At 54.4% G+C, this 24,221-nt stretch carries 27 protein-coding genes; 16 read left to right on the top strand and 11 right to left on the bottom strand.

Annotation, left to right across the window (positions count from 1 at the left end):
- Position 1: 1 nt before the first annotated feature.
- From IPI58_05875 to IPI58_05800, 16 genes are all read left to right on the top strand, one after another.
- Entirely contained in the window at positions 2-601 is a 600-nt protein-coding gene (locus tag IPI58_05875) for a DUF2460 domain-containing protein (GenBank protein ID QQR68383.1), read from the top strand.
- Entirely contained in the window at positions 598-1,443 is an 846-nt protein-coding gene (locus IPI58_05870; protein ID QQR68382.1) for a DUF2163 domain-containing protein, read from the top strand. The genes IPI58_05875 and IPI58_05870 overlap by 4 nt, the downstream gene beginning before the upstream one ends.
- Positions 1,433-1,867, top strand: a complete 435-nt coding sequence (locus IPI58_05865; GenBank protein QQR68381.1) for a hypothetical protein — start codon at positions 1,433-1,435, stop codon at positions 1,865-1,867. Before IPI58_05870 ends, IPI58_05865 begins: the two co-directional genes overlap by 11 nt.
- Positions 1,868-1,942: 75 nt before the next feature.
- On the top strand, positions 1,943-2,386 hold the full coding sequence (locus IPI58_05860; GenBank protein ID QQR68380.1) for a peptidase P60: 444 nt from the start codon (positions 1,943-1,945) through the stop codon (positions 2,384-2,386).
- Positions 2,386-5,589, top strand: coding sequence for a phage tail protein (locus tag IPI58_05855; protein ID QQR68379.1), 3,204 nt, complete (start codon positions 2,386-2,388; stop codon positions 5,587-5,589). Before IPI58_05860 ends, IPI58_05855 begins: the two co-directional genes overlap by 1 nt.
- Positions 5,590-5,599: 10 nt before the next feature.
- Positions 5,600-6,331: a hypothetical protein gene (locus tag IPI58_05850; protein QQR68378.1), complete on the top strand. Its 732-nt coding sequence runs from the start codon at positions 5,600-5,602 to the stop codon at positions 6,329-6,331.
- Between the two features lie 10 nt (positions 6,332-6,341).
- Positions 6,342-7,355, top strand: a complete 1,014-nt coding sequence (locus IPI58_05845) for a hypothetical protein (GenBank protein QQR68377.1) — start codon at positions 6,342-6,344, stop codon at positions 7,353-7,355.
- Between the two features lie 260 nt (positions 7,356-7,615).
- Complete coding sequence (locus IPI58_05840; protein ID QQR68376.1) at positions 7,616-8,140, top strand: hypothetical protein; 525 nt, start codon at positions 7,616-7,618, stop codon at positions 8,138-8,140.
- A gap of 115 nt (positions 8,141-8,255) precedes the next feature.
- On the top strand, positions 8,256-9,251 hold the full coding sequence (locus tag IPI58_05835; protein QQR68375.1) for a phospholipase D family protein: 996 nt from the start codon (positions 8,256-8,258) through the stop codon (positions 9,249-9,251).
- A gap of 443 nt (positions 9,252-9,694) precedes the next feature.
- A complete protein-coding gene (locus IPI58_05830; protein ID QQR68374.1) occupies positions 9,695-9,970 on the top strand; it encodes a hypothetical protein in 276 nt (91 codons plus the stop codon).
- A gap of 12 nt (positions 9,971-9,982) precedes the next feature.
- Positions 9,983-10,189 (top strand): hypothetical protein, encoded by a 207-nt coding sequence (locus IPI58_05825; protein ID QQR68373.1) that lies wholly within the window; start codon positions 9,983-9,985, stop codon positions 10,187-10,189.
- Positions 10,190-10,221: 32 nt separating this feature from the next.
- Positions 10,222-10,587: a hypothetical protein gene (locus IPI58_05820; GenBank protein QQR68372.1), complete on the top strand. Its 366-nt coding sequence runs from the start codon at positions 10,222-10,224 to the stop codon at positions 10,585-10,587.
- 46 nt (positions 10,588-10,633) lie between these two features.
- The gene (locus IPI58_05815; protein ID QQR68371.1) at positions 10,634-10,960 is read left to right on the top strand and encodes a hypothetical protein; all 327 of its coding nucleotides are present in this window, start codon (positions 10,634-10,636) and stop codon (positions 10,958-10,960) included.
- A gap of 65 nt (positions 10,961-11,025) precedes the next feature.
- Complete coding sequence (locus tag IPI58_05810; protein ID QQR68370.1) at positions 11,026-11,523, top strand: lysozyme; 498 nt, start codon at positions 11,026-11,028, stop codon at positions 11,521-11,523.
- On the top strand, positions 11,523-11,924 hold the full coding sequence (locus IPI58_05805; GenBank protein ID QQR68369.1) for a hypothetical protein: 402 nt from the start codon (positions 11,523-11,525) through the stop codon (positions 11,922-11,924). Before IPI58_05810 ends, IPI58_05805 begins: the two co-directional genes overlap by 1 nt.
- 455 nt (positions 11,925-12,379) lie before the next feature.
- Positions 12,380-13,381 carry a succinylglutamate desuccinylase/aspartoacylase family protein gene (locus tag IPI58_05800; protein ID QQR68368.1) on the top strand — a complete coding sequence of 334 codons (1,002 nt, stop codon included), beginning with the start codon at positions 12,380-12,382 and terminating at the stop codon, positions 13,379-13,381.
- Between the two features lie 183 nt (positions 13,382-13,564).
- On the opposite strand, the gene IPI58_05795 is transcribed toward IPI58_05800, so the two are convergent.
- From IPI58_05795 to IPI58_05745, 11 genes are all read right to left on the bottom strand, one after another.
- Entirely contained in the window at positions 13,565-14,326 is a 762-nt protein-coding gene (locus tag IPI58_05795) for a D-alanyl-D-alanine carboxypeptidase family protein (protein QQR68367.1), read from the bottom strand.
- 57 nt (positions 14,327-14,383) lie between these two features.
- Positions 14,384-15,316, bottom strand: coding sequence for a ribokinase (locus tag IPI58_05790; protein ID QQR68366.1), 933 nt, complete (start codon positions 15,314-15,316; stop codon positions 14,384-14,386).
- Positions 15,309-16,199 carry an inositol monophosphatase gene (locus IPI58_05785; GenBank protein QQR68365.1) on the bottom strand — a complete coding sequence of 297 codons (891 nt, stop codon included), beginning with the start codon at positions 16,197-16,199 and terminating at the stop codon, positions 15,309-15,311. Before IPI58_05785 ends, IPI58_05790 begins: the two co-directional genes overlap by 8 nt.
- Positions 16,200-16,201: 2 nt before the next feature.
- Positions 16,202-17,212 (bottom strand): nucleoside hydrolase, encoded by a 1,011-nt coding sequence (locus IPI58_05780; protein ID QQR68364.1) that lies wholly within the window; start codon positions 17,210-17,212, stop codon positions 16,202-16,204.
- Positions 17,209-18,240, bottom strand: a complete 1,032-nt coding sequence (locus IPI58_05775; protein QQR68363.1) for a hypothetical protein — start codon at positions 18,238-18,240, stop codon at positions 17,209-17,211. The genes IPI58_05780 and IPI58_05775 overlap by 4 nt, the downstream gene beginning before the upstream one ends.
- Complete coding sequence (locus IPI58_05770; protein ID QQR68362.1) at positions 18,224-18,559, bottom strand: helix-turn-helix domain-containing protein; 336 nt, start codon at positions 18,557-18,559, stop codon at positions 18,224-18,226. The genes IPI58_05775 and IPI58_05770 overlap by 17 nt, the downstream gene beginning before the upstream one ends.
- Positions 18,560-18,607: 48 nt before the next feature.
- On the bottom strand, positions 18,608-19,918 hold the full coding sequence (gene hisS / locus IPI58_05765) for a histidine--tRNA ligase (protein ID QQR68361.1): 1,311 nt from the start codon (positions 19,916-19,918) through the stop codon (positions 18,608-18,610).
- A 16-nt stretch (positions 19,919-19,934) separates the two neighbouring features.
- Positions 19,935-21,584 carry a histidine--tRNA ligase gene (gene hisS, locus IPI58_05760; protein ID QQR70057.1) on the bottom strand — a complete coding sequence of 550 codons (1,650 nt, stop codon included), beginning with the start codon at positions 21,582-21,584 and terminating at the stop codon, positions 19,935-19,937.
- 618 nt (positions 21,585-22,202) lie between these two features.
- Positions 22,203-22,793: a hypothetical protein gene (locus IPI58_05755; protein ID QQR68360.1), complete on the bottom strand. Its 591-nt coding sequence runs from the start codon at positions 22,791-22,793 to the stop codon at positions 22,203-22,205.
- A gap of 35 nt (positions 22,794-22,828) precedes the next feature.
- Positions 22,829-23,509, bottom strand: coding sequence for a hypothetical protein (locus tag IPI58_05750; protein ID QQR68359.1), 681 nt, complete (start codon positions 23,507-23,509; stop codon positions 22,829-22,831).
- 40 nt (positions 23,510-23,549) lie between these two features.
- Complete coding sequence (locus IPI58_05745) at positions 23,550-24,170, bottom strand: hypothetical protein (protein QQR68358.1); 621 nt, start codon at positions 24,168-24,170, stop codon at positions 23,550-23,552.
- Positions 24,171-24,221 lie beyond the last annotated feature (51 nt).

Raw genomic sequence — 24,221 nt, 5'->3', positions numbered from 1 at the left:
AATGGCCTTCCACGAAATCCAGTTCCCGCCCGACATCGCCTATGGGGCGACGGGCGGGCCGGAGTTTGCCACGTCCGTCGTCGCCACGGCATCCGGCTACGAGCAGCGCAATATCAACTGGTCGGCGGCGCGCGGGCGGTGGGATGTGGCGTCCGGTCTTAAAAAGCAAACGCAGCTCGATACGCTGATCGCCTTCTTCCGTGCGCGCAAAGGTCGCGCCCATGGGTTCCGGTTCAAGGACTGGACGGATTACAAGGCGAGTGCGCAGGCGCTGGGTACGGGCAACGGTACGGTCACCACGTTCCAGATGATCCGCACCTATTCATCGGGCGGCAGCGTGGACCTGCGGACGATCACCAAGCCCGTGGCTGGAACGGTGAAGGTCTATCTCGCGGGTGTGTTGCAGGCGTCCGGCTGGTCGGTGAATACGACCACGGGCGTGATTACCTTTTCGACCCCGCCCGCTAACGGCGTGGCTGTGTCGGCTGATTATGAATTCGACGTGCCTGTCCGGTTCGACACCGACCGCATGGCCGTCACCATCGAACACATCAACCTTCACCAATGGTCGGGCATTCCGATTGTGGAGATCCGCGTATGAAGACCGCAGGTTCACCGCTGGCCACGCATATCGCAGGGGAAACGACCACTCTTGCGACATGCTGGAATGTCACGCGCCGCGATGGCGCGATCTTCGGCTTCACGGATTTCGACAAGGATTTGACGGTGGACAGTCTGCTGTATCAGGCGCGCTCCGGCTATACGCGCTCGGCCATTCACACCATCGCCAACCTCGCGGTGGACAATCTCGACATCGAAAGCGCGATTGACAGCGAAACCCTAAGCGCCGCCGATTTGCGTGCGGGTGTGTGGGATGGTGCGATGGTAGAGATTTTTCTCGTCAATTGGGCGAACCTTGCCAACGGCAAGATCATCCTCAAGCGCGGCACCATCGGCGACGTGGAGTTGAAGGACACGGTGTTCCGCGCCGAATTGCGTGGCCTGTCGCAAGCGCTTTCCCAGCAGATCGTCGAGCTTTATACGCCGGATTGCCGTGCTGATCTGGGCGATACCCGCTGCAAGGTCAATCTGGCAACACTCACTGTCACGGGTGCAATCACGGCGGTGACAGATCGGCGGAGCTTTGCCGACAACGCGCGTGGGGAATCCGTCAACCATTGGAATGGCGGTTTGCTGACCTGGACGAGTGGCGCAAATGTTGGTCGCAAGATGGAGGTCAAAGCCTTCGCCAGCGGCGGCGCGTTCACGCTGTTTTTGCCGATGCCGAGCGAAGTGGCGGTGGGCGACAATTACAGCTTGCGCCCTGGCTGCGACAAGAAATTCTCCACCTGCAAAGACAGGTACAGCAACCTGCGTAACTTCAGGGGCGAACCGAACGTCCCTGGCAGTGATCAGGTTCTGGCTTATCCCGATGGCAAATAAACGATATTTACCTATAGATGCGTATTCATTAGCCATAGAAATAAAAGTATTGACTGGAGATGTGAAAAAGTTGTTTGATGCAAATGCCAATAGCGGCCATATCATCATAACACAGGAGGCTGTGATGAGAAGTGTGAAAGAAATTATTGATCTATTGAAAATACTGTATTCGAAGGAATTCGGTGGAAAAAAGAACAGTCGATACTTTATTTCGACGGAATTATTCAAGGATATAGCAGGAAGGAAACGAATCGAGGACAGCATAAAAACGGAAATTATCAATGGTGCGTACGAGGAAGGATTAATTGTGACTGAACTTGAAGATGGCTACTCCGTAATCGAAAGTGACGTTATGAATGGATACAGAAAAGCCACGAAGGCCACAATTGCCGAATTACTGAAGCCAGCAAAAAGCAAGACCTAAAAATTCCAACCTCACACTTTTTTGCCGCCCAGAGAAATTCTGGGCGGCTTTTTTTATTCAGAGAGCATCATGCATGTGAACGTAACCCGTGATGACGCTGTGACCGAAGCCCGCACCTGGCTCGGCACGCCATTTCTGCACCAAGGCGCGCTCAAGGGCGTGGCTTGCGATTGCATCGGCCTTGTCAAAGGCGTGGGGATGGCGCTTGGGCTGGTGGATTACGATCCGGTCTCACCGGAAGCGCTGTCCTACGCCAATTATTCGATGATGCCGGACAGCAAGCGCATGCGCCAAGGGCTGGCGAGGTGGCTGGTGCCGATCCCCGTGGACTCTGCCTTGCCCGCCGACATCCTGTTCATGGCCTGGGGCCGTGAACCGCAGCATGTCGCGCTGATCACCGACCACGGGATCATTCACAGCTATTCGGGCGTCGGCAAAGTCGTGGAACACAGCCTTGATGATCGCTGGCGGCAACGCATCGCGGCGGCTTATCGTTATCCGGCTTTTAAGGACGCTTAATGGCCATTCTGGCTCTTGGACTTGCTGGCGCGGGACTGACCTCGGCCATCGGGATCGGCGCGTCCGCTGGATGGCTGGGCGGGGTGCTGCTCGGCAATCTGTTGTTCGGTGGCGGCAAAGGGCAAAATATCGAAGGGCCGCGCATTGACGATTTGTCCGTGCAGACCTCCACCTACGGCGCGCCGATCCCGCTGCTCTATGGCACTATGCGGATTTCCGGCAACGTGATCTGGTCGACACCGCTCAAGGAAACCCGCAATGTCAAGAAAAGCAGCGGTGGTAAAGGCGGTGGCAAGAAGTCATCGCAGACCACCTACAGCTATTCCGTGTCCTTCGCGGTCGGGCTTTGCGTCGGGCCGGTTTCGACCGTGCGGCGCATCTGGGCGGACACCAAACTGATCTATGACGCCGCCTCCAGCAACACGCAGGCGATGGAGAGATATCCCGGCGTGGTGCGGATTTACACGGGCGACGAGAACCAGCTTCCCGACAGCACCATCGAAATGGCTCTGGGCGTTGGCAATGTTCCGGCCTATCGGGGGCGGTGCATTCTGGTCTTGACCGATCTGCAACTGGCCGACTTTGCCAACCGCATCCCGAATATCAGTGCCGAGGTGGTGGGCGCGGGCGGGCTGCGCTGCGAAGCCGTCATCCTTCCACCTCTCGAGGACATGTTCCGCGAAGGCGGTTGGGTCGATCCGGCGCGGGGCGTTCTGATCGGCCAAGGCGCGAACCACATCTTCAAATATGATCTCGTCAACAACCGGCTGCTGCTGAATGTGGCGGTGCCGTCCTATCATCTGTATGGAACCCTGTGCGGCATCGACAGCCGAGGCTATTACTACCATGCCGCCGATATTCTCGGCGTTGGCATGACTCTCGTGAAGCGGCATCCGGATTCGCTGGCGATCGTGGCGCAAACACCGGTCAACGTGCCGTTCAGCCCCGGCGGCGCGGTGCGGCGGGACAAGCTGTTCTGCCACTACTCGCGGCGCGTCTACAATTCCGATCTTGTCGAGATTGCCGATCTATCCGCCGTGTTCCCGTCGCACGGCGCGCCCGGATCGCCCCTATGCGATGATCCGTTCGGCAACTACTGGCAGGTGGATTCCAGTGAAATCCGCCGCTACGATGGCAAGCTTACGGAATGGACCGTCTCGGCATGGACGGGCGGCGAGTCCCCTCGCGCCCTATTCTGGGACGACACCACCGGCCATCTTTATTTCACGCTGGGGCTGGCAGGCCGGATCGTCAAATGGCATCCCGATGACGGCTTCGCCGGATATGTGGACGGCGTTGCCATTCCGGCGGGTTCTGGCATTCAGTCGGACGGCAACATGCCGGTCCATGGCAAGTTATGGGCGGCGGCGGGCGTCACCGCGACGCTGATTGATCTGGTTCCCATGCGGCTGGAAAAGACCGTCGATCTTGCGCCGTTCCTGCCGGTGACGGCCACGCATTTTGGCGGATGCTATGAAAAGCTCACGCACAGCGTCGTCATCATGACCGATGCGGGCCAGATCAAATATCCCCTTGAACGCTATGGCGCGGATACAGTGCCGCTGGCGCATGTGCTGTCCGACATTTGCCAGAAGGCGGGCATGGTGCCGACCAACATCGTGACAAGCGCCGTCAGCCAGCCCTTGCGCGGCTATGTCGTCAGTCGGCGCATGGCTGCCCGCGAGGCGCTGGAGCCGCTCTTGGGTTCTTTCTTCATCGATGCGGTGGAGACGGACGGCGTGTTGCGCTTTATCCCGCGCGGCGGGTCGAGCGTGGCCAGCATCGGCAAGGACGACCTCGGCGCGGACGATAGCGGCGGCACGGACAGCCAGACCAGACTTTCGGAAACCCGTGTGCAGGATGTGGAATTGCCGCAACGCCTCGATATCGTGCATGTCGATCCGACCCGCGACCACCAGCCCAACACCCAGCACGCTTCTCGCATCACCGACGCGATCATCACACGGGAAAAGCAGACCAGAGAGATATCGATCTCGCTCACACCGGACGAGGCCAAGCAGATCGCGGAGCGCACGCTCTATAACGCCTGGGTCGAGCGCAACCAGTATACATTCAGCCTGCCACCCAAATGGCTGCGGCTCGATCCGTCCGATGTGGTGACCGTCAATATTGATGATGTGTCGCTGAAACTCCGCCTGAACAAGGTGGATTTCGGCGGCAACAACGTCGTGTCTTGCGAAGCGGTGGCGGAAGACGAGATTGTTTATCTCTCCACGGCCACGGGTTCCGGCGGCAATCTCCCACCCAAACCCATCGGCCTTGCGGGGCCAACGCCGCTCTTCCTCATGGATTTGCCCATGCTGCGCTATGAGGACGACACGCTGGGCATGTATTACGCTTTCGGCTTCCGCGACGGCAGCGTCACGGGCGCGTCTATGTATCGCTCACCGGACGAGCTGGCTTGGGAAGTCCTCGGCACGGGCAATGACGGCCCCAGCTTCGGCTGGGCGGCCACCGTTCTGCCCAACGTTGCCAGCCCGTGGACATGGGATGAAACCAGCAAGGTTCAGGTTGCCCTCACGCAAGGCAGCCTCGACAGCAAGACGGCGCTGGAAGTCCTGAATTGGGCGAATGTGGCGTTGCTGGGAGACGAGATCATCCAATGGCGCAACGCCAATGTGTTGGCCAGCGGGATTTATGAATTGTCCGGCCTGTTGCGCGGTCGGCGCGGCACGGAAAGCGCCATGACCTCGCATGCGACGGGGGAGCGTTTCATCCTGCTGACCCATGACGGCGTGTATCGCGCGCCGCTGCCGATGACGGAGATCAACCGAACGGCCTATTACAAAGGCATTCCAGATGGCGGCAACTGGGACGATGCGCCGTCCAATCCCTTCGTGTTCAATGGCAACAGTCTGCGCTGCTTCTCGCCCGTGCAGGTCGCTGGCACCCGCGACGGCTCCGGCAACCTGACCGTGACATGGAAACGGCGCACGCGCTGGTACGGCGAATGGCAGGATGGCACGGAGGTGCCTTTGTTCGAGGCCAGCGAGAATTACGAGATTGACATCCTGTCTGTCACCACGGTGAAACGCACGCTGACAGCCAACACGCCGAGCATCGTTTATCCCGCCGCCGAACAGGTGGTGGATTTCGGCGCGGCGCAAAGCGCGGTGACGGTCGCCGTTTATCAGCTCAACGCCGTGGTCGGACGCGGTCAGCCTCAACAAGCCACGATTTAAGAACAAAGCCATGCCAACAACCCCAAACCTGCTCATCAACCATATCGCCGCTAATCAGGCGCAGAAGGAAGTCACGGCCAACGCTGCCTTCGACGCGCTGGACAAGGCTTTGTGCCAGCTGACCAGCATCGCCATCGCGGATGTGGACGCCACGCTGACCGACGCGCAGATGCTCGGTTCCTTGTCGATGACATTCACAGGCATGTTGACGGCGGGACGCACCATCACTATCCCCGCCAAGCCGAAGCTGTTGATGGTGGAGAACGCCACCATGGGCGGGTTTACGCTTCTGGTGAAGACGCCCTCCGGCACGACCATCACGATCAATGCGGGCGAGCGCAAATTGCTTTATTGCGACGGCACGACCTTCCAGATCGTGGCCGAGACCGCTATGGGCGCGACCATTCCCTACGATATCGGCGGGACGCTGGCGGGTGTTCCCACGGGCGGATCGGTCGTCTTGCGCTATCCCGTGCCGCGCGCGGTGCGCTTTCCCACTGGCATGGCCAATAGTCGCGGCGTGGCGGGAACGGCCTCCGGCGCGACCGCCACATTCTCTCTCCGCAAAAACGGCACGTCATTCGCCAGCATGCAATTTGCCGCTGGCGTGACCACGCCGACTTTCACGGCAGTCACGGCCACGGATTTCGCGGCGGGCGACGTGCTGACCATCATCGCCCCAAACCCCGCCGACAGCAGTCTGGCCGATATCGGCTTTGCGCTGGCGGGCATCAGACTTTAAGGAGGAAACCATGGCTCTACGCTTCCTGGACGGCTTTGACCACTACGCCATCCCCGCCGATATCGGCAAGAAATGGACCGCCCATAACGACATCGGCAGCGCATCGGGCATGACGCTGACATCGGGGCGCAGGGCAGGGTCCAACGCCTTGTGGATCCGCTATTACACGGATTACGTCTCCTTGACCCTCGACAGCCAGCCGATTTGGATCCTGGGCTTCGCCTGTCAGCTCTCGGGCAACGACACCCAAGACGTGATCCGCTTTTATGACGGCGACGGCGCGTTGCAGGCCGCCGCCGATCTCAATAGTTCGGGGATGATCCGCCTGTATCGGGGCGCGACGCCCGTCGCCGCCGCCGCGTCCCCGGTGCCCACGGGCTCGTGGAACTATCTGGAGTTCCGCCTGAGCGTGGCCGATGCCGGCGGCGTGTTCGAGGCGCGGCTCAATGAACAGGTGATCGCCAGCTTCACCGGCGATACCAAACAGACCGGCCAAGCCGGTGTCAGCCGCATCCAGCTGCAAGGCCGCAGCGGCAAGATCGCCTTCGACGATCTGTATATCTGCGACGGCACGGGCGCGGCCAATAATGCCTATCTGGGCGATTGCCGTGTGGACGCCCTGTTGCCCACCGGTCCTGGGACCTATGCCGAATGGACGCCCCAGGGCGTGGCCGCCAATTGGGACAATGTCAACGATGCCGCGCCCGATAGCGACGCCACCTATAACCACGCCGCCGCCATCGGCGCGCGGGACAGTTACGCGCTGGCGGACCTTCCCGCCGTCGCCGGTCCCGTCTTTGGCCTGCAGCTGTCCCTATGCGCGCGCAAGGACGATGCTGGATCAAGAATGATGAGGGGCTTGCTGCGCAGCGGCGGCGCGGATGACGAGGGCGCGGCCATTCTGGCCCCGGGCACCGATTATCGTTTCCACCGCCAGATTTGGGAGACCAACCCCGCAACCGGCACCGCCTGGACTCAGGGCCAGATCAATGCCCTCGAAGCCGGGTGCAAGATCACCGCCTAAGGAGATTGCCTTGTGACCGAGATACTCCTCACCCAGCAGACTGGCGAGATTCTGCACCGTCCCGCCGCGCCGGGGCTTCGCCTGACCCAGACCGAAGCCGTAAGCACGCGTCTAAGCACGCATCGTTGCACATCATGGTATGGCAAGTGTGGAATCGGGAGCTTCCTTACGAGATGGACTGAAAGCGACCGAAGGGATAAAGGAAGAATGCAAGCGCAGCCGAAGGCCTCCGCCAACACAAGAAGGAGAACAAGCCCGCCATGATCCCTACCGCCCCCGTCTTTTACGACTGCGAAGCCTCGGGTCTGGACGGCTACGTCATCGAGATCGGTTGGGCGTTCGTTCGTCCCCAGCAGCCGCAGATCGTCTCCGCCGCCTGCCTCGTGCGACCCCCGGCCGCTTGGGAGATCGAGGACAGCTGGGACACCAACGCCGAGGAGCTGCACGGCCTTTCGCTGGAGCAGGTCCGCCACCAAGGCCTTGCGGTGGAGACAATCGCCGCGCGCATGAACCGGGAACTGGAGGGGCGGGAGCTTTTCTCCGACAGCCCCTACGACGAGGCGTGGGCGCGGCAGATTTTCGAGGCGGCCGATGTGGAACCCGCCTTTGTCTTCCGGCGCATGGACGCCGACATCCTGCTTGCCCAGATGGTGGCAGCTCGCGGTCTGGACCTTGACCGCTACCGCCAGGCCCGCGAACAGGCCGAACACGCCCGCCGCCACCGCGCCGAAGCCGACGCACTCTTGTGGGCCGAGTTGTGGCGGTGGGTGACGGAAGGCGGGTGAGAGAGGCAGGGAGCGATCATCTTCACCTCCCTTTTCTTTCTGGGCTTGGGCATGGTATTGCCGAATCAATCAAGACGGCGCAACCTCACAATGAATAATCTCAGGAGGATCGGAAATGGCTCAAACCCTCAAACCCCAAAGCCTCTTTCTGACCCGGCCCCACCTTGATGAGGCCATCAAAACCCTTCTGAAAGAGCCGCAGATTCGCTGCGCTGTTGCCTTTTGGGGCTTTGGTGCCGAGAAAATGTTCGAAGCCACCCAAGAAGCGCGGATCATCTGCAACCTCAAATCGGGCGGCACGAATCCCGCTGTCATTGATGTCTTGAGGAAGCGGAAAGGGCTTGATGTCAAGCAGTGTGATACGCTGCACGCGAAGGTGTACATCGGCAAAGATCGTGCCGTTGTGGCCTCTGCCAACGCATCCGCAAATGGTCTGGGCCTGGAAGGCAGTGAGCAAGCCAAGTGGGTCGAGGCAGGCGTACTTTTGGATCCCGTCGACAAGATCGTAACCGAATGGTTTAAGAAAGAATGGGAGGAGGCCCGGGAGATAACGGATAAGGATATCCGAGAAGCTAAAGAGAATTGGAAGAAGCACAAGCGCGGCAAGCCATCGGTATCATTTGCGGATTTCAGATGGGAGTCATTTGACGACATGCCTCTTGTGACATGGTACGGCAATTCGGATTGGGAAGCGGATAAGAAGGCGATCAAAAGGGCGGTTGGCGTTTACGATGAATGGAGTGTCGAGAATTCAATTGAAGTCGAAGGAAAAGAAGATGAGAGACATCTTTCCATAGGGCGTTGGGTTCTAACTTGGGAACGGACCAAATCCGCTAGAGGCCTCCCCAAACTAACTTGGGTTTTCCTTGGTGATCTTGTTCGAGACGGCTTTGTATATAAAGGTGAAAGCAAAGCCCGTTCCATGGTGCTTGCGGACAAAAACAGACCTTCAGACCCTTTTAATCCTAATGAAAAACGTTTCCGTGAGGCATTCCGGGATGTCTTGAACTATTATGAGGATCTTCGCACTGACGATTATAAAGGAGCTTGGTTTAATCCTAGGATTAAAACCATAGAACATTTCTGGGAAGACTTGAAAAAGCGCTATTAGGGAGATTCCCCAGGAGTAATCACTTAGAGCCTGACTCAAAGCCAAGTTTTTGATATTGTGTGTTTTTTTATGAAACGAAGGGAACGGCGTATAGAGGCGAGGAGGGGCCATGCCTGTGATGAGGCGATGGTTTTTTCCCAGTCTTTGGCGAGGCGGCGGTTGCGGCCCACCCTCAGCGCCATAGGCGATGTCGGCGTGGGTGATCTCGGTGATGGCCATGCGCCCGAAGCGGGGCAGGATGTAACGCGCCAGCAGATGGCGGTGGAGGGCCTCTTCCGGGGTCAGCACGCCGTGCGGTCCCAGGCTCATGCGCCGGGGACGCCGACCAACCCGGTATTTGGACGACATAGACCTTACGTCCGCTGGGCGGTACCCGCACCCCGAAGCCGCGCAACTCGTCATCCCACAGGAAGTATTCCGATGCCCGTGGCACGGCGTCGTCGATGAGGCGTTTGGTGATCTTGGCATGCCCCGCCGTCGCCGGTCCCGTCTTTGGCCTGCAGCTGTCCCTATGCGCACGCAAGGACGATGCCGGATCAAGAATGATGAGGGGCTTGCTGCGCAGCGGCGGCGCGGATGACGAGGGCGCGGCCCTTCTGGCCCCGGGCACCGATTATCGTTTCCATCGCCAGATTTGGGAGACCAACCCCGCAACCGGCACCGCCTGGACTCAGGGCCAGATCAATGCCCTGGAAGCCGGGTGCAAGATCACCGCCTAGGGAGACCGCCTTGTGACCGAGATATTCCTTACCCAGCAGACTGGCGAGGTTCTGCACCGTCCCGCCGCGCCGGGGCTTCGCCTGACCCAGACCACCGCCGAGGTCCTGCGCCGCCCCGCCACGTCCCGCATTCTGACCAGTCAGACGGTGATCGAGGCCTTGCGCCGCAACGGTCCCGCCGCCACGGCGCAGGGCTTTGTGTTCGTGGTGTCGTGCTGAAACATCCCAGACCCAGACGAAAGGTTATGCCCATGACCCAGCTTCCCGAAGACTGTCCCTTGAACGATCCGGCCATCCTCAAGCGCCAGGGCCAATGGCATCTGGACAAGCGCGTGCCCATTGCCCTGATCGTTACCTTGCTGCTGCAGGCGGCGGGGGCCGTGTGGTGGGCCTCGACCAAGGACGCCGAGGACCGTCACCGCGACCGCCGCATCGCCGCGCTGGAGGACGGCATCGCCAAATCCGCCGATGCCCAGATCAAGGTCATCGACCGCCTCGCGCGCATCGAGGAGCGGGCCGAGGCGCAGATGCAGGTGCTGATCCGCATCGAGGCCCATCTGTCCGCCGACGGCCCCGCCGCGCGACAAAACGTCCCGCGAGAAAAGCGCGGCTCATGATCGTTATTCCCTGGATAAGTTCCACAAGAAGAGCGTTCATGGACACATGGGCAACAGGCAAGCGGAGACGGAAATGAGAAGCAAATGGGACTGGAAACCCGGCATCGACGACCTCCAGAACGAGGGCTGCGACGAAAGCGAGGTGGAGATGCTGTGCGATATTTTCGAGAGCCGCATGCGGGAAATGGCCTGCACCTCGCTGCGCAAGGGCTGGTACCACCTGGAGGATTCGGACTACGCCAAGAAGCGCGACCTCGGTGCCTTCACCCTCACCATGGAGAAATACCCCCATGCCGGGGCCGAGCAGTGGATTGGCATCTTCGAGGCCGAGGGAAAGAAGTTGAGACTCTTTGGCATGCTCGATCCCGGGTAATCGCCCAAACTTCCCACCACCAAGCCGCTGCCGCAAAACGTCAGCGGCTTTTTTGATTCCAAACAATGGAGGCAGATATGACCATCCCGCCCGAAGCCGCTCTGGCATTGTTGCGCCGATACGAGGGGTTGCGCCTTCGCGCCTATCGCTGCCCCGCAGGTCAATGGACCATCGGCTATGGCCATACCGGCGCGGATGTGTGGGAAGGGAAGGCCGTCACCGCCGCGCAGGCCGAAGCTCTGCTGGAAGCCGATCTGCGCCAGGCGATGGAGACTGTCGGGAAGCGGGTGAGGGTTTCTCTGACCGGCAATCAATGCGCCGCCCTGGCATGCTTCGTGTTCAATATCGGTGCCGGGGCCTTCGCCGACTCCACGCTGCTCAAGCATCTCAATCGCGGCTGGTATGAACAGGTCCCCGCCCAATTGCTGCGCTGGACCAAGGCGGCTGGCAAGGACATGCCCGGCCTCGTGGCCCGCCGCCGGGCCGAGGCCGATCTGTGGAAGACGCCCGACATCTCGCGCGATCCCGCCTCCGATCCCTCGAAGCTTCAGGAGACTCGCTGATGCTGCAAGCCCTGCTCCCTATCCTCGGTCCCGTGGTCGAGAAGCTGGTGGCCATGATCCCGGACCCGCAGGCCCGGGAAAAAGCGCGCGCCGAGGCCATCTCCCAACTGCTCGCCGCCGCGCAAATTCAAGACGCCCAGCAGGTCGAGATCGATAAAATCGAGGCCCAATCCCCCGACCGCTTCGTCTCCGGCTGGCGGCCCTTCATCGGCTGGGTGTGCGGCGCGGCCCTGGCCTATACCTATCTCCTCGTCCCGCTTCTAGCCTGGACCCTGACCCTCTGGTCTCCCGGCACGTCCCTACCGCATCTGCCCACAGACAATCTCTTCGAACTCGTCCTGGCCATGCTCGGCCTTGGCGGCCTGCGCACCTTCGAGAAAATCAAAAAAGTCGCAAGGTAGGAAAAACGGCCCTGACAACCGCCTATTTGCAAGAGCTTGAACAAAATAAGGTCAAACTGTGCCGGGGGAAGCGTGTGATAGAGATCATAACTGGCTGGCTATGTTGGTACGGCTATTCCCAAGATTCTCCCGACTCTGTCTTGTTAACACGATCCCTATGAATAACCTTGAAAATTGACTGGAAGTAAAATTCTCCATTCTGAATCTTGAATCCAGGTGCGACATGAGTCTAATATGACACCACATTTTGGGGGGGCTCAGCTCAATGTAACCCGTTTCCGTAGGAATGCCGGAAGGCAGATTTAGAACTAAGAAAGGAAGAGAAATGGTAAGCCCACTTAACAGAGCAATTCAGATCTTGGAGCGTATTGTATCTGTCGATACCACGCCGCAATACCTCACAGTGCCTTTAATCGAGATGATCGAAGATACCTTTAAGGCGAATGGTGCCATGTATGTTGAGTTCGCTGGCAAGGCCAGATGTTGTTAGCCGTTTGACGGCAGCACAGAAAGAACATCACCATCACCCAAATAATCCCCTAAACAACTATCATGGAGGAAATAAGAATATGCAGGAAGTTATAGAAATCTTAGGCAAAAGGACTGGCCCGTCCAGTGTTATTTTTGCAGGCGTGCATGGGAATGAGGTTTGCGGCGTTGAGCTTTTCAACAAGATATTGCCTCAGATCGAAATCGATGCTGGACGTGTCGTCTTCGTATATGCAAATCCTCGGGCTATTGAAGCCAATGTCCGATTTACTGAGGCTAATTTGAATCGGATGTTCAAGCCCGACAATATGCTAAGTGACAAAGAACGCGGCAGTTATGAATATGCGCGTGCGCAATTTCTGAAGCCCTATTTGCATCAGGCCGATGCTTTGCTTGATATACACGCCAGCACGGTAAAGGATAGTCGTCCTTTTGTCATTTGTGAGCCAATTTCGCATTCCATCGTCCAATATCTTCCATTCGATACCGTAATTTCTGGTTTTGATACTTTGGAGCCAGGAGGAACCGATTATTACATGAACAGTCTAGGGAAACCTGGTATTTGCATCGAGTGCGGCTATTTCCGCGATCCGAAGTCAACACAGGCTGCTGAATTGGGGGCTATAGCGTTTCTTAAGGCGCTCGGACACTTACCCAATGACTTAGAGCCACAAGCACAAACGCACATGAAAATGTATCAGGCATATTTGACCAAGACTGATAAATTTACATTGTGTCGTGAGTTTGCGAATTTTGAGGTTCTCCCTGCGAACACGGAGATCGGAACTGATGGGAATGAACTTCTCTCAACTGAGCGGGAAAGCTTTATCCTCTTCGCTCATGACCGCGACATTATTGGCGCAGAAGCCTTTCTTTTGGGAGAAACTACCTCGCGTAGCGTTCGTCCAGAACCTATATCTAGGCGGAGTATCAGAGCTGCTGTAGGTACTTGCACCCCAAAGAATTGATCTGTATAGGCCACATAACGGCGGATAGGGGCCCGGGACTTTATGGGCTGTGAAGCCGTCTGCAGTAAAGGCGCAAAGCCTTTTGCTACCCCTCGACGCAGAAGTTCTTCCCCATCGTGATGGGAGAGCCGCCCGACAAGGAAACTTGGGGTGAGATCCCCCCTTGGCTACGCTCCTGCGTTCTTATCCTATGCCTTTCGCAGGTGTTGGGGAAGGTACCAGACGTGATTGCGTTCGACTAGAATCAGGGCGACAGGGCGAAGGTGTCGAGCTGAAAGCAATCTGACTATATATGGCATGTGAACGGCCATAATATTTTGCCCATTCGCGATCTCCGTATGAGAAGTGCCACCATTCTCCATCAAAAGGGGCAAAACCAACACTTGTCATCGCAATCCTGAGCAACTGTCGATTATGCCAAGCATCCTTGCTGATAAACGGAGACAAGGCGTAGCTCTCAGGAACAAAGTCGTGCGCTTCTGTTCCCATGTCCACGAGGCGTTCGCCAATGCGAACCCTGACGTCCACGGCTCCACCCGTTGGATGACCGGACACTTCTGGGACCGCTATGTAGAAATGGACTCTTTCTTTGACTTCTTCTTCAGGAAGATGCGGGTGTTTTGCGCAAACCTCTGCATGAATTTTGTCATAAATTGTCTTCTGAATGTTGAGATGCCGATATCCATAAACAATTTCCAGTTGCCCATGAGGCAGTATGGATGCAAGAAACTTCTGCGCTCCTTGCAGTTTATGCGCTACCCCTTCTCGGACATAAATGGACTTTCCTGTGTATGGCTCCATTCGTTCATCGAAAGCATAAACAGAAACGCCGTGATCATCTCCAAGGCAAACCATTGGCTCACCATTCTCGCATACATTGACAGAAGTTAGGTCTGCATAGGACAGAAATTTTTGTTCGAGAAATTTATTCAAGGGGTCTTCCATGGTTCTCTCCTGTTGATTTCCAGAAATTTGTGCAGATGATAGCGGCGGTGCACGCAGTCATTGCTCGGCACCTAAAATATGCCGACGCAATTCAGAAATTGTAGGCATCGAACTTGCTGCGCCGAATTTCTGTACCGATAGTGACGCGGCACAATTAGCACTATGCAAAGCCTCCTCAATCGTTACTCCCTGGCTCATAAAACAAGCAAAAGCCCCACAGAAGCAATCGCCAGCTCCGGTCGTATCAATAACGGCATCTATCTTAACGGCTGGAACCTCGCAATATTCTGGACTGCTTCCGTTGTAACTAACTGCTCCCCTTTTTCCTAGTGTCAGGATTAACGTCTGTTGTGGCAGGATGTTAAGATCGGAAACATGGGCCGATAATTGGTCCAAAGAAGCAAATTCCTCCAGTCTTTTCGAAACAAGAAGTCCAAGCTCTGTTTCATTCAGAATAAGTATATCTGCACTCTTAATAATATCTGCCGCCTGCAAAGATGCCGGCGATAGATTTAAAATAGAGGTAGCCCCAAGCTTCCTCGCCTTAAGGAAGAATGCCTGAATAACATCAGATGGAACCTCCATCTGTGCAACGCAGATATCTCCTTTCTTAATGTCAAGATTCTCCAAAGATGCCGGAGTGATGGCCATATTCGCGCCCGGGACAACAATGATCATATTGTCTTTTTCTGCGACGGCAATCAATGCAACGCCAGTAGCAAAGTTCGTTTTCTCACACACATTGTCGACACAAACACCTTGATCTTCCAGAAATTTCCTAAGCTCAACGCCTTGTGCATCTTGACCAACAGCGCCTATCAGAAAAACGTTTGCCCCCAGTCGCGCAGCAGCAACTGCTTGATTGGCTCCCTTTCCTCCCGGATTCTGGGAGAACGTCTTTCCTAGTACAGTTTCGCCTTTTGTTGGGAAGCGATCCGACACTACGACCAAATCGGCGTTAATGCTGCCAAGAACCCAAACGTTACTCATCTTTGTGTCCCTCCTCATTTTGCTTTTTACGACTGACTTCACCACATGTACAAGATAGGATGGCGTCTTGTATCAGCCATGTTGGCGAGGCTATCAGATTGCCGGAAGTCAAGACAACAGGCCTCCCCCTGAGATCAGACAGGCAAGCCCCCGCCTCTTGGGCAATAATGCCCCCAGCAGCAAAATCCCAACTCTTGATTCCGGAAGAGACGACAGCAATCAGTTGCCCCGATGCCAATCTTGTCAGATCAAGCGCAGTAGAACCAAATTTTCTGATGCCCGCGAAAATGGGAGAAAGCGCGACCAACCTGTCCACAGCGTCACTCTGTGTCATAGCCTCTCCGTACGATTCCTCCGTAACAAGGAGAATATTTCTTGGATTGATTCCCTGCGCTGCTTTGATCTGAACCTTTTCCTGTATTTCTATTCGTTCCAGAAAAGCACCTTGCCCTTTTGCCGCCCAATAAATATCCCCATTCATGGGATCGCATACAACACCGGAAACGATTTGCCCATCCTTGATATAGGCGATAGATACGGCAAAGTAAGGTATTCCGAGGGCAAAATTCTTTGTTCCATCACAAGGATCAACAAGAACGAATGTGTTCTGGCTCGAGTTCTTTTCTCCCTCTTCGCCAACAACTTCTAAGTTCGGAGCATAAGTACGGATGATATCGCGCACAAGTTTTTCTGCATATACATCATGCTGTGTTACGAAATCCGGAACATCGTCATGACCTTTCTCTGTAGCCTCAAAAACCACCGTTCCAGATAGTCTAAGAGACCTTTGATGGGTAAAGACGCCGCTTAAATATTTTCCGGCCTCAAAAGCGGCCAACTTCATAGCGCGTACGACATCCATATCAGAGATATTCATTGGCATATCTAGCCTCCAAACATTGCTAGCTTCCGTGTGAGCAGTGAGAAAACCTCATGTGAGTCACAGTCTGTAATAACATTAATGGGATAAGCACTTGCTCCATTTTCTCCCTGTTCTGATTTTAGGCTTTGTCCAGCGACAGATGGGGGGGCGTCCGTGACAATTTTGACATAGATCTTTTGTGATTTGAAAAGCCCCGGGGTATCCATATAAAGAGACGCCACAACATCGTGAACGGCGCGGACGGGGTCATCCGGTGTCTGGCGAAGATGCCCATACTCTTCTTTATCTTCCTCGCCAACAACAGACAGGATATCTGCCGCTTTGTGGGCTACTTTATTGGGCAATCCGTAAAACGTTTTTTGCCATTTGGCGTTAAACAAAACCTTCCTGGTGACATTCAGGCCGATCATCGAAATTCTTTTGATGTCGGAGGAAAAAACAATTGACGCTGCTTCTGGATCCATCGCGAAGTTATATTCAGCCTTGCCATTTGTGCCTTTGACAGCAATGTTTCCCATTTCTCCGCGAATAGGCTCAGGGAAGACAGAACCACCCATGATCACAAGATGCTCAATAGAATCAGCAATGCTTGGACAACGCTGCAAAGCCAAAGCCAAGTTGGTCAGCGGCGCTGTGGCGCAGATATAAATGCGATCTTGTGCGGTTGACAAAGTTTCAACGAGAAAATCAACAGCGTGTTTAGGTGACGATATGCCTGTGTCGGGTAAATCATCCCCCCCAGCCAGCCCAGATTCGCCAAACACATGTTCAAGGGTCACAAGCTTCCTTTTGAGTGGCTGGGGTGCCCCCTCATAAACAGGAATGTCGGGCTTCCCACACAAAGAAAGAATTCTACGTGCGTTAACGGCACACTTCTTAACATCAACATTGCCACCGACAACGGTCACGCCGATGATATTCCAATCGGGAGAGGCGAGAGTTGACATTAGAGCAATAGCATCGTCCTGCCCCGGGTCGCAATCGTGGATCAGTTTTCTAGACATCAGTTTCATGGAGACAATCTTCCCCTTACATCTTGAATGGCATCGACAACTGATGGTCTTTCGGGAAGGCGGTAAACGCGGCAGCCTAGATCACTGGTTGAGAAATATCTATGGTTTAGATCCTGAATATCGCTCCAGATTTTAGTGGAAATGTCCATCATGCAGATTGAAAAATCTCTAACCCTTTCCTTTGGGATGGTTGCCCATTTTACTGGATTGCCTAGAGAAAGAATGTAGGGCGCATATTGTATGCTGGATAAAGTGCCTTCCGCGCCATTTACCTGGTAACTTGCTATCACCGTGCGTCCACCATAGGGAGATCCTATGATAAAATCACGACAGCATATTTCGTCGATGACGTCAGGATAGTGATGGGCCGAGCGCAACTGAATACCTCTTGATGCCAATTTTTCCTTAGCTTCGCCTATAGATATTCCGGCTACAACCGAATTGACCTCAATTTCATGCTCCTGAAGAACGTCCACAATTTGTGATATTGTGCCCCCAGAGAAAATAACATCATCGACAAGCGTAATATTTTTCTGACGATATTCTTGTGCGATCTTCGATACGGCATTCTCGAGGGAATAAAGCGGCACGTTCTCTGCATCCCAGCTTACAGGTCGGGATACCAGCCCAACCGCATTCATTTCAGGATCAACAGCACGCGTGATGCTTAGATATCCAGAGAAACCTTGGTCCAAGACACTCGACATATAGATTTTATCAATCGAAAGGATCGGCGAAGTGGCCTCCTCACTGACCTGACGAAATAGGCTTGTGATACTGTGATTATCTGGGATGCGAACATCAGAGAAAATAGTTCCAAGCACACCAACTATATCTTTGACTCTATCTGAGAAGTACCCGGGATCTGGGACTAAGATATTACAGGCTTCTCCCCACTCGCAAAATATTGCAGCCAAATCTGAAGAGACGACGTAAGGGGGCTGGTCAACCATTTCCTTTTGACGTTTGCCATTCGTAAGCATGATTTCTCCTCTTCTAAAAAATACAAGTTCACTTTTTCCCATCACCGAGCTCTTCCAGAGCACGCCGATATCCACAATGTCGCTCAAGCTGTAAAAAGCGCGCAACACGCGTTACTGTTGTTGTGCTTGCGCCTGTGATCACGGCAACCTCACGGTACGAGAGCCCCTGATCGACCAGCTGTGCGATTTCCCACCTCTCTCGGAAAGCATTGATCTCTGCAGGGGTGCACAGATCAAGCAGAAACCGCGTAACATCGTCCGGCTTACGCAGAGTCAGAAAAGCATTCTCCAGCGGAAAGAGGCTGTCTTTCGTCGCGTTCGCTTTTGCCTTTTTAAGGCTGGTGGATGCCACATGCGCAATCATACTGTTCTAATACGATGAAACAGTTTCCCAAGTCAATAAGGTTATTCCTTAAGCTGGCCCCCATCTCATGCTTGATGCAGGAACCTGTACGGAGTTACGCATATCCTTAACTGCGTCCTCTGACCCATCTGTGCCGATGAAATAGACATAGGGGATTCCCTTCTTGCTAGCATACTGCATTTGCTTGGCTAGCTTTACGGGTTCTGGATATATCTCAGCGTTCATGCCTTGGCGACGCAGCATTTGAGATGCGGCAATCTGCATCTGCTGGGTAATGCCGGGCGTGTAGGCGACCATCACCTGTGTTGGCGTTGGGGCGCGTTTAGGCAAGAGGTCGGCGGCGATCATGATGGCCATAAGTCGAGATAAGCCAATTGAGATGCCAACGCCGGGAAGCTTCGCATTTACCATATCGCCAACAAGATTCTCATAACGTCCGCCGGAGCAAACGCTGGCCTTAATTGTGCCGCGTTCCAATTCCGTCTCAAAAACGTTGCCAGTATAGTAAGCTAATCCGCGCGTGATGGACATGTCCAAATGGACACGTGTGTTGGCCGGAACGTCACCCAAATTACGACTAAGCTGCGCTAATTCCTCAAGCCCTTCATCCAGCAGAACATGCTTGACGCCCAAGGCTTGCACTTGACGAAGAACGTCTTCGCCAACTCCATTCACTTTACTAATATCAATGCATTTAGCAATGGCGTCATCGCTAAGATGTATTTCGTCACGCAACATTGTGGAAACACCATCTACGCCAATCTTCTCGGTTTTATCCATGATCCGAAGCACATTCACTGTGTCTTCGGTTCCAAGCCCACGATAGAAACCTTCAAGAATTTTTCGATTATTGACTCTAAGAACAAGAGGGCCAATATCCAAAGCAGATAAAGCTTCCAATGCGGCTGAAGCCACTTCATAATCGTAAAAGAGAGAAATTTTCTCGCGATCGACTACATCGATATCGCATTGATAGAACTCACGAAATCTTCCACCTTGCGGACGCTCTCCGCGCCAGACCTTTTGCATTTGGTAGCGCTTGAATGGAAGTGTCAATTCATTGAGGTTCTGCGCAGTATAACGAGCGAAAGGAACGGTCAGATCGTAATGTAGCGCCAGACCTTCTTCGTCTCTTGCTTGTGGATCAGCTGCGAGACGGTTGATGGCATATATTTCTTTATCCGTGTCCCCTTGTTTCAGAAGAACAGATACAGGTTCGATGGCTCGCGTTTCAAGAGATGCGTATCCATAGCTGCGATAGACCCTTTCGATCTTACGCAGCCATTCAAGCTCGACCTCGCGCTGCTGAGGCAGCCATTCCGGGAAACCACTGACGGAACCTATTTTCTTTTTCGACATTTGTTTTCCTTTCAGATTAATTGGGCTGCCAATGCCTCAATGAGGGGATTTTCTTTTGTATCCCTGATCTCATATCTCGCACGCAATGCTCGCGAGTGTTTCCTGCGCTCGGCGTGATAAGATACGGGATACCTTTTTCTATCGCGTAAGCTTTCTGCTTATCAATGTCAATTGGTTCATGATAAACCTCAACAGAGAGGCCACGTTCTCTCAGTTGATCAGCAATCTGACGCGCGATCTCTCTAGAAGACATGTCCGGCATGGCGACAAGTGCCTGGGTCGGAGTTTTCCGGCCAGGTTGAATCTGACCTTCTTTCACCAGTTTGGTAAAAATGGAGGTGAGTTCCAAAGATATCCCTACCCCAGGCAACTGTTGCTCCATAAATTTGCCAACAAGATTGTCATAACGACCACCAACCAGTATGGGGGGATGATCCGGATAATCGACAAAACGCCCCTCGTAAACTGTGCCGGTGTAATAGTCAAAACCACGGGCAATAGACAAATCCGCGACAACTGCGCCTTCAGGCAAACAACGAAGTCTATTCATTACAAAATCAAGCTCTTTAATACCTTCTCGCAACAAAGGCGTATCGATGCCGAGCTCCATAACCCGATCTTTGATGCATGCATCTGTCGATCTTATTTCTGCTAAAGCAATGCACTTACTGATTTTTGGAGTGGACAATCCAAGCTCTTCAGAAAGGCGTGCGCGAACACCTTCTTCCCCAACCTTTTGGATCTTGTCGACCACATGAATAGCTCTGAGTATCTGCGGGTCGTCAATACCCAGTCCTCGATAGAATCCCTCAAGGATTTTACGGTTATTCACGCTAATGGCAATATTGCCGATGTCGAGTCTCTTGACGAGATTGTATAAAATGACGGGAAAGTCCGCATCAAATTCCATTGACAAGGGGCAGTGGTCAACCACATCGATATCGCACTGTATGAACTCCCTGAACTTTCCTTTTTGCGGACGGCTCCCGCGCCATACTTTTTGTATCTGGTAGCGCTTGAATGGAAAAGATAACTCATTGTAATGTTGTGCAACGTATCTCGCCATCGGAACGGTAAGATCATAATGCAGTGCTATCTTGGGATCTTTATCATCCTCAGCATTCATGCGCTTCATTTCATAAACGTCTCTTTCGATCTCCTCACCCTTATCTGCAAGAACGGCAATTTCTTCAGCCGCAGGAGTTTCGATATTCACAAATCCATAACGCTCGAAGATTTCGGCGACAGCCTCTAGCCATTGGCGCTCAATATCCCGGATTTCTGGTGTCCACTCGGGAAAGCCGCTAATAGGTTTTGGCGTGTATATCCTCTTAAGAGGGGCTTCTTGGACGGGAATCTTCGATAAACTTATGGGATGGCCGTTCGCGAGACGGCGTGATTTAAGGAACTGAACCTTTGAGACAATTTTTCCCTTCAGCTTCTTTGATACATTTCCTGTAATCGTCTCCTCAATGAATGCCGCAACATTTTCTTTGGACTGTCCAGAGAATGTTACAAAGCCGCCGTTTTCTATGATCTGTGGCGTCGCTGCTGGGCCGTCAAGAAACTCACCATTCCCAGCAAGGAAAATGCAGGAAGAAACATCAGGTTTGTATACAAATGATCCATAAGCTGGATCGACATCCTGTTGCCCGATCAAATCCATGCCAGATACTATCTCATCTCTATTGCCATTAAATACATCCATAATGCCAAGTTCATCATAGGCACGCAGCATGATATTGTGTACGTCTTCAGGTTTTAAATTGGCGACATTCTCAGCATATTCCTGAATGATTGATCGTAATGCGATGACTTGGCCAGGAGTTGGCGACGTAAATATAATGACACCGTTGCCATCAATTTTTGCATATTGATAACAATCGTCCTCACCATTATGAAAGCCAAAACGCTTTCCTTTCTGAGGAACATCGGCAATTTGGGGATGTTCGAATTTCATGCCGCCAGCTTCATCAAGCCAGTTAGGTATTGGCAGACTGAAACGCATGGATGTTTCCGGGTCACGGTTTCGAATTACTTCAAAAAGCTTGCTCGGATCAAGCTCAGCAATGGTCCAAATATTTTTCATTCTTGCTTCTCCTCCTTCTATGACGTGAATTTCTCATAAAGCCGAGCCATTTGCTCGGATACTGTGGCTTGTACCCGGTCTTGTTGCTTAAGGGCACCCGAGGCAAACATGTATACAGGTCGCACAAGTTGAGAGTTCTTGCCTCTTCACTACAGTCTGCCCCCGATGTTTTTCTGGCATCGATATAAATCTGGGTTATCGACGAGTCAAGCACAATCTATGGTTAACGGCGTTTTCCCTCACTTTCTCGCTGATCTCCGCACGCAGCAGGTCAAGGTGCCGGTGCATCCATTCGATTCCGTATTCGGCCAGCAGGGCTTCCAGAGAGCGATCGACGAAGGCGTCATACCAGATCGCGGCGTCGGTGCCGGTCAGGTTGCCGATCTCGGGGATGCGGTCCATCAGGGCTTGGGCCATCTGGGTGATTTGGCGGTGGCGCATCAGGGTTGCGGCGTCTGTGATAAGGTCGTCGTCGATATCTCTTTCTGTGCCGGTTTTCCTGCCCACGGCGCATAAGACTCCGATGAGGACCAGATCGCCGAACCCCTGCGCGATATCAGGTGACGCGATATCGGGCGCGCGGGATTCGTCCGATGGGCTTGGGAAGCCCAAGATGGCCGCTTTGGCCGTCACGGCCATCAATGCGCGGCGCAATTCCGGCCAGGCGTGACCATGAGCCGCCAATTCCGCGATACCTGCGCATAGGCGGGATTCCAGAACCTCCTGCATCTCTTCATCGTCACCATCTTCAAAAACGGTCCTGGGCATGAATGGAATAGCGTTCATGATGTTTCCCCTTAAAATGATCTTCTGCGGTCTTTCTAAGATTGAAACCGGCGCATGACGGGCCATTCCAGGCTGGGTGCGGCCAGGGATTCGAGGGCGTCGCGCTTTGAGTCCCCTTCACCTGCCAGTCGCGCCATTTCGGCGCGCATATGCAGACACATATCGGCCAGGCTTTCATCGCTGGCCTGCATCAGATTCTGCGCGCCGCCGGCCCAGTCCAACAGCTCATTGAGGTGACGGTGACCCTGTGCGTTGGGCTGATCCGATGTCGCCGCTCGATCTTGGGGGAAGATGTCCATCACATCGGCGGCGGGGGTCATATGCCGCACCAGCACATACAGCAATTCGCATTCCAGATACGCCGCGCGCAACCAGGCGATATCGGCATGGACGGGATCGCTGGATTCTTGAAGCGAGGTTAGAATCTCGCCGATGGCCTGTGTGGCTATGGCAAGGCCGGTTTCAACGCGAGACTCCGTCGCGCTCGGGCACGGCGCATCGGGCAAGCGCGCGGGAGTCTTACCCACAGTCTCGCACGCATAACAGGCGTCTTGCACCGCCATTTGCCAACGATTCTGCGCGATCTTGGTTCGCGCTTGCAGATAAGGCAGCAAGGTCTTGGGACCCAGCGCCGCCTGTTCGCTTGGCGTCAAATGCCGCGCCAGCAAGCTGGCAAGGGAAGGGCCGTATTGGGTTTGCAGCGTTTCCATCTTCATATCTCGAAACCTTTCTTGTGCAAGGGGTCGTGATGCGGAATCAGCGTGCCGCGCTGGCGGCTGTTTTTAAGGGGGGGATTTGCATGCTCGTGGTGTCCTTCGCCCGGCCATGTTCCAGCTCTTCGGCCAAGGACAGAACGGATTGGAACAGCGCGTCGGCATCGTCGAAACGCCGCTTCAGAATTTGGATGTAATCCTCGCGCGCCGGCCCCATCTCGCGGTTGACATAGCTGTTGTCGATCCGCAGCCACCATTCGCGCCGCGCCCTCTCTGCCAGAGATTCCAGGAAGGTGAGCAAGCCAGTGATCGATGCCGGTTTGGCATCGTGCTCGCCTATGGTCACATGCAACCGCGCAGCCATCGCGCTGCCCAGCCCTTCGGCCAGAATCGGGTAGAAACGGAGCAATGCGTCACCGCTGTCCGAAACAAAAGAAGACCGCTTATTGCAGTCAACTTTCGGTCGGTGAAATCCGTTGCCGTAGTCCTCAAAAGACCACGCTTGCAGGGAATTTCTAATCGTTTGAGCTGTGCGCATCGGATGACCCTCTTCCTGTTTTTCGTGTCCAAAGGCGTTTCCGCTGTGCCTGTAAGCGCAATCCGGATGCTTTGGCGTGTATGCAGAATGGCAGATGGAAGTTAATAAACCGTTAAAAAAATGCATAAAGAAGCCCTATGGGCTTGTTAGTATTCTTTATGGTGATGCAAATCATAT

Source organism: Alphaproteobacteria bacterium, assembly GCA_016699305.1.
GTDB lineage: Bacteria > Pseudomonadota > Alphaproteobacteria.
The sequence above is the reverse complement of the archived record's forward strand: the minus strand, read 5'-3'. Positions and strand labels throughout refer to the sequence as shown.

What these genes read in the sequence shown, in the direction of transcription:
- IPI58_05850 (QQR68378.1), top strand. Translation starts at nt 5,600, where the DNA reads ATGCCAACAACCCCAAACCTGCTCATCAACCATATCGCCGCTAATCAG.
- IPI58_05840 (QQR68376.1), top strand. Translation starts at nt 7,616, where the DNA reads ATGATCCCTACCGCCCCCGTCTTTTACGACTGCGAAGCCTCGGGTCTG.
- IPI58_05795 (QQR68367.1), bottom strand. Translation starts at nt 14,326, where the DNA reads ATGGAAGACCCCTTGAATAAATTTCTCGAACAAAAATTTCTGTCCTAT.
- IPI58_05830 (QQR68374.1), top strand. Translation starts at nt 9,695, where the DNA reads ATGAGGCGTTTGGTGATCTTGGCATGCCCCGCCGTCGCCGGTCCCGTC.
- IPI58_05870 (QQR68382.1), top strand. Translation starts at nt 598, where the DNA reads ATGAAGACCGCAGGTTCACCGCTGGCCACGCATATCGCAGGGGAAACG.
- hisS (QQR68361.1), bottom strand. Translation starts at nt 19,918, where the DNA reads ATGTCGAAAAAGAAAATAGGTTCCGTCAGTGGTTTCCCGGAATGGCTG.
- IPI58_05805 (QQR68369.1), top strand. Translation starts at nt 11,523, where the DNA reads ATGCTGCAAGCCCTGCTCCCTATCCTCGGTCCCGTGGTCGAGAAGCTG.
- IPI58_05845 (QQR68377.1), top strand. Translation starts at nt 6,342, where the DNA reads ATGGCTCTACGCTTCCTGGACGGCTTTGACCACTACGCCATCCCCGCC.
- IPI58_05835 (QQR68375.1), top strand. Translation starts at nt 8,256, where the DNA reads ATGGCTCAAACCCTCAAACCCCAAAGCCTCTTTCTGACCCGGCCCCAC.
- IPI58_05810 (QQR68370.1), top strand. Translation starts at nt 11,026, where the DNA reads ATGGAGGCAGATATGACCATCCCGCCCGAAGCCGCTCTGGCATTGTTG.
- IPI58_05800 (QQR68368.1), top strand. Translation starts at nt 12,380, where the DNA reads ATGTTGAGTTCGCTGGCAAGGCCAGATGTTGTTAGCCGTTTGACGGCA.
- IPI58_05755 (QQR68360.1), bottom strand. Translation starts at nt 22,793, where the DNA reads ATGAACGCTATTCCATTCATGCCCAGGACCGTTTTTGAAGATGGTGAC.
- IPI58_05790 (QQR68366.1), bottom strand. Translation starts at nt 15,316, where the DNA reads ATGAGTAACGTTTGGGTTCTTGGCAGCATTAACGCCGATTTGGTCGTA.
- IPI58_05770 (QQR68362.1), bottom strand. Translation starts at nt 18,559, where the DNA reads ATGATTGCGCATGTGGCATCCACCAGCCTTAAAAAGGCAAAAGCGAAC.
- IPI58_05780 (QQR68364.1), bottom strand. Translation starts at nt 17,212, where the DNA reads ATGAAACTGATGTCTAGAAAACTGATCCACGATTGCGACCCGGGGCAG.
- IPI58_05785 (QQR68365.1), bottom strand. Translation starts at nt 16,199, where the DNA reads ATGCCAATGAATATCTCTGATATGGATGTCGTACGCGCTATGAAGTTG.
- IPI58_05745 (QQR68358.1), bottom strand. Translation starts at nt 24,170, where the DNA reads ATGCATTTTTTTAACGGTTTATTAACTTCCATCTGCCATTCTGCATAC.
- IPI58_05855 (QQR68379.1), top strand. Translation starts at nt 2,386, where the DNA reads ATGGCCATTCTGGCTCTTGGACTTGCTGGCGCGGGACTGACCTCGGCC.
- hisS (QQR70057.1), bottom strand. Translation starts at nt 21,584, where the DNA reads ATGGATTTGATCGGGCAACAGGATGTCGATCCAGCTTATGGATCATTT.
- IPI58_05820 (QQR68372.1), top strand. Translation starts at nt 10,222, where the DNA reads ATGACCCAGCTTCCCGAAGACTGTCCCTTGAACGATCCGGCCATCCTC.
- IPI58_05875 (QQR68383.1), top strand. Translation starts at nt 2, where the DNA reads ATGGCCTTCCACGAAATCCAGTTCCCGCCCGACATCGCCTATGGGGCG.
- IPI58_05750 (QQR68359.1), bottom strand. Translation starts at nt 23,509, where the DNA reads ATGAAGATGGAAACGCTGCAAACCCAATACGGCCCTTCCCTTGCCAGC.
- IPI58_05865 (QQR68381.1), top strand. Translation starts at nt 1,433, where the DNA reads ATGGCAAATAAACGATATTTACCTATAGATGCGTATTCATTAGCCATA.
- IPI58_05815 (QQR68371.1), top strand. Translation starts at nt 10,634, where the DNA reads ATGGGCAACAGGCAAGCGGAGACGGAAATGAGAAGCAAATGGGACTGG.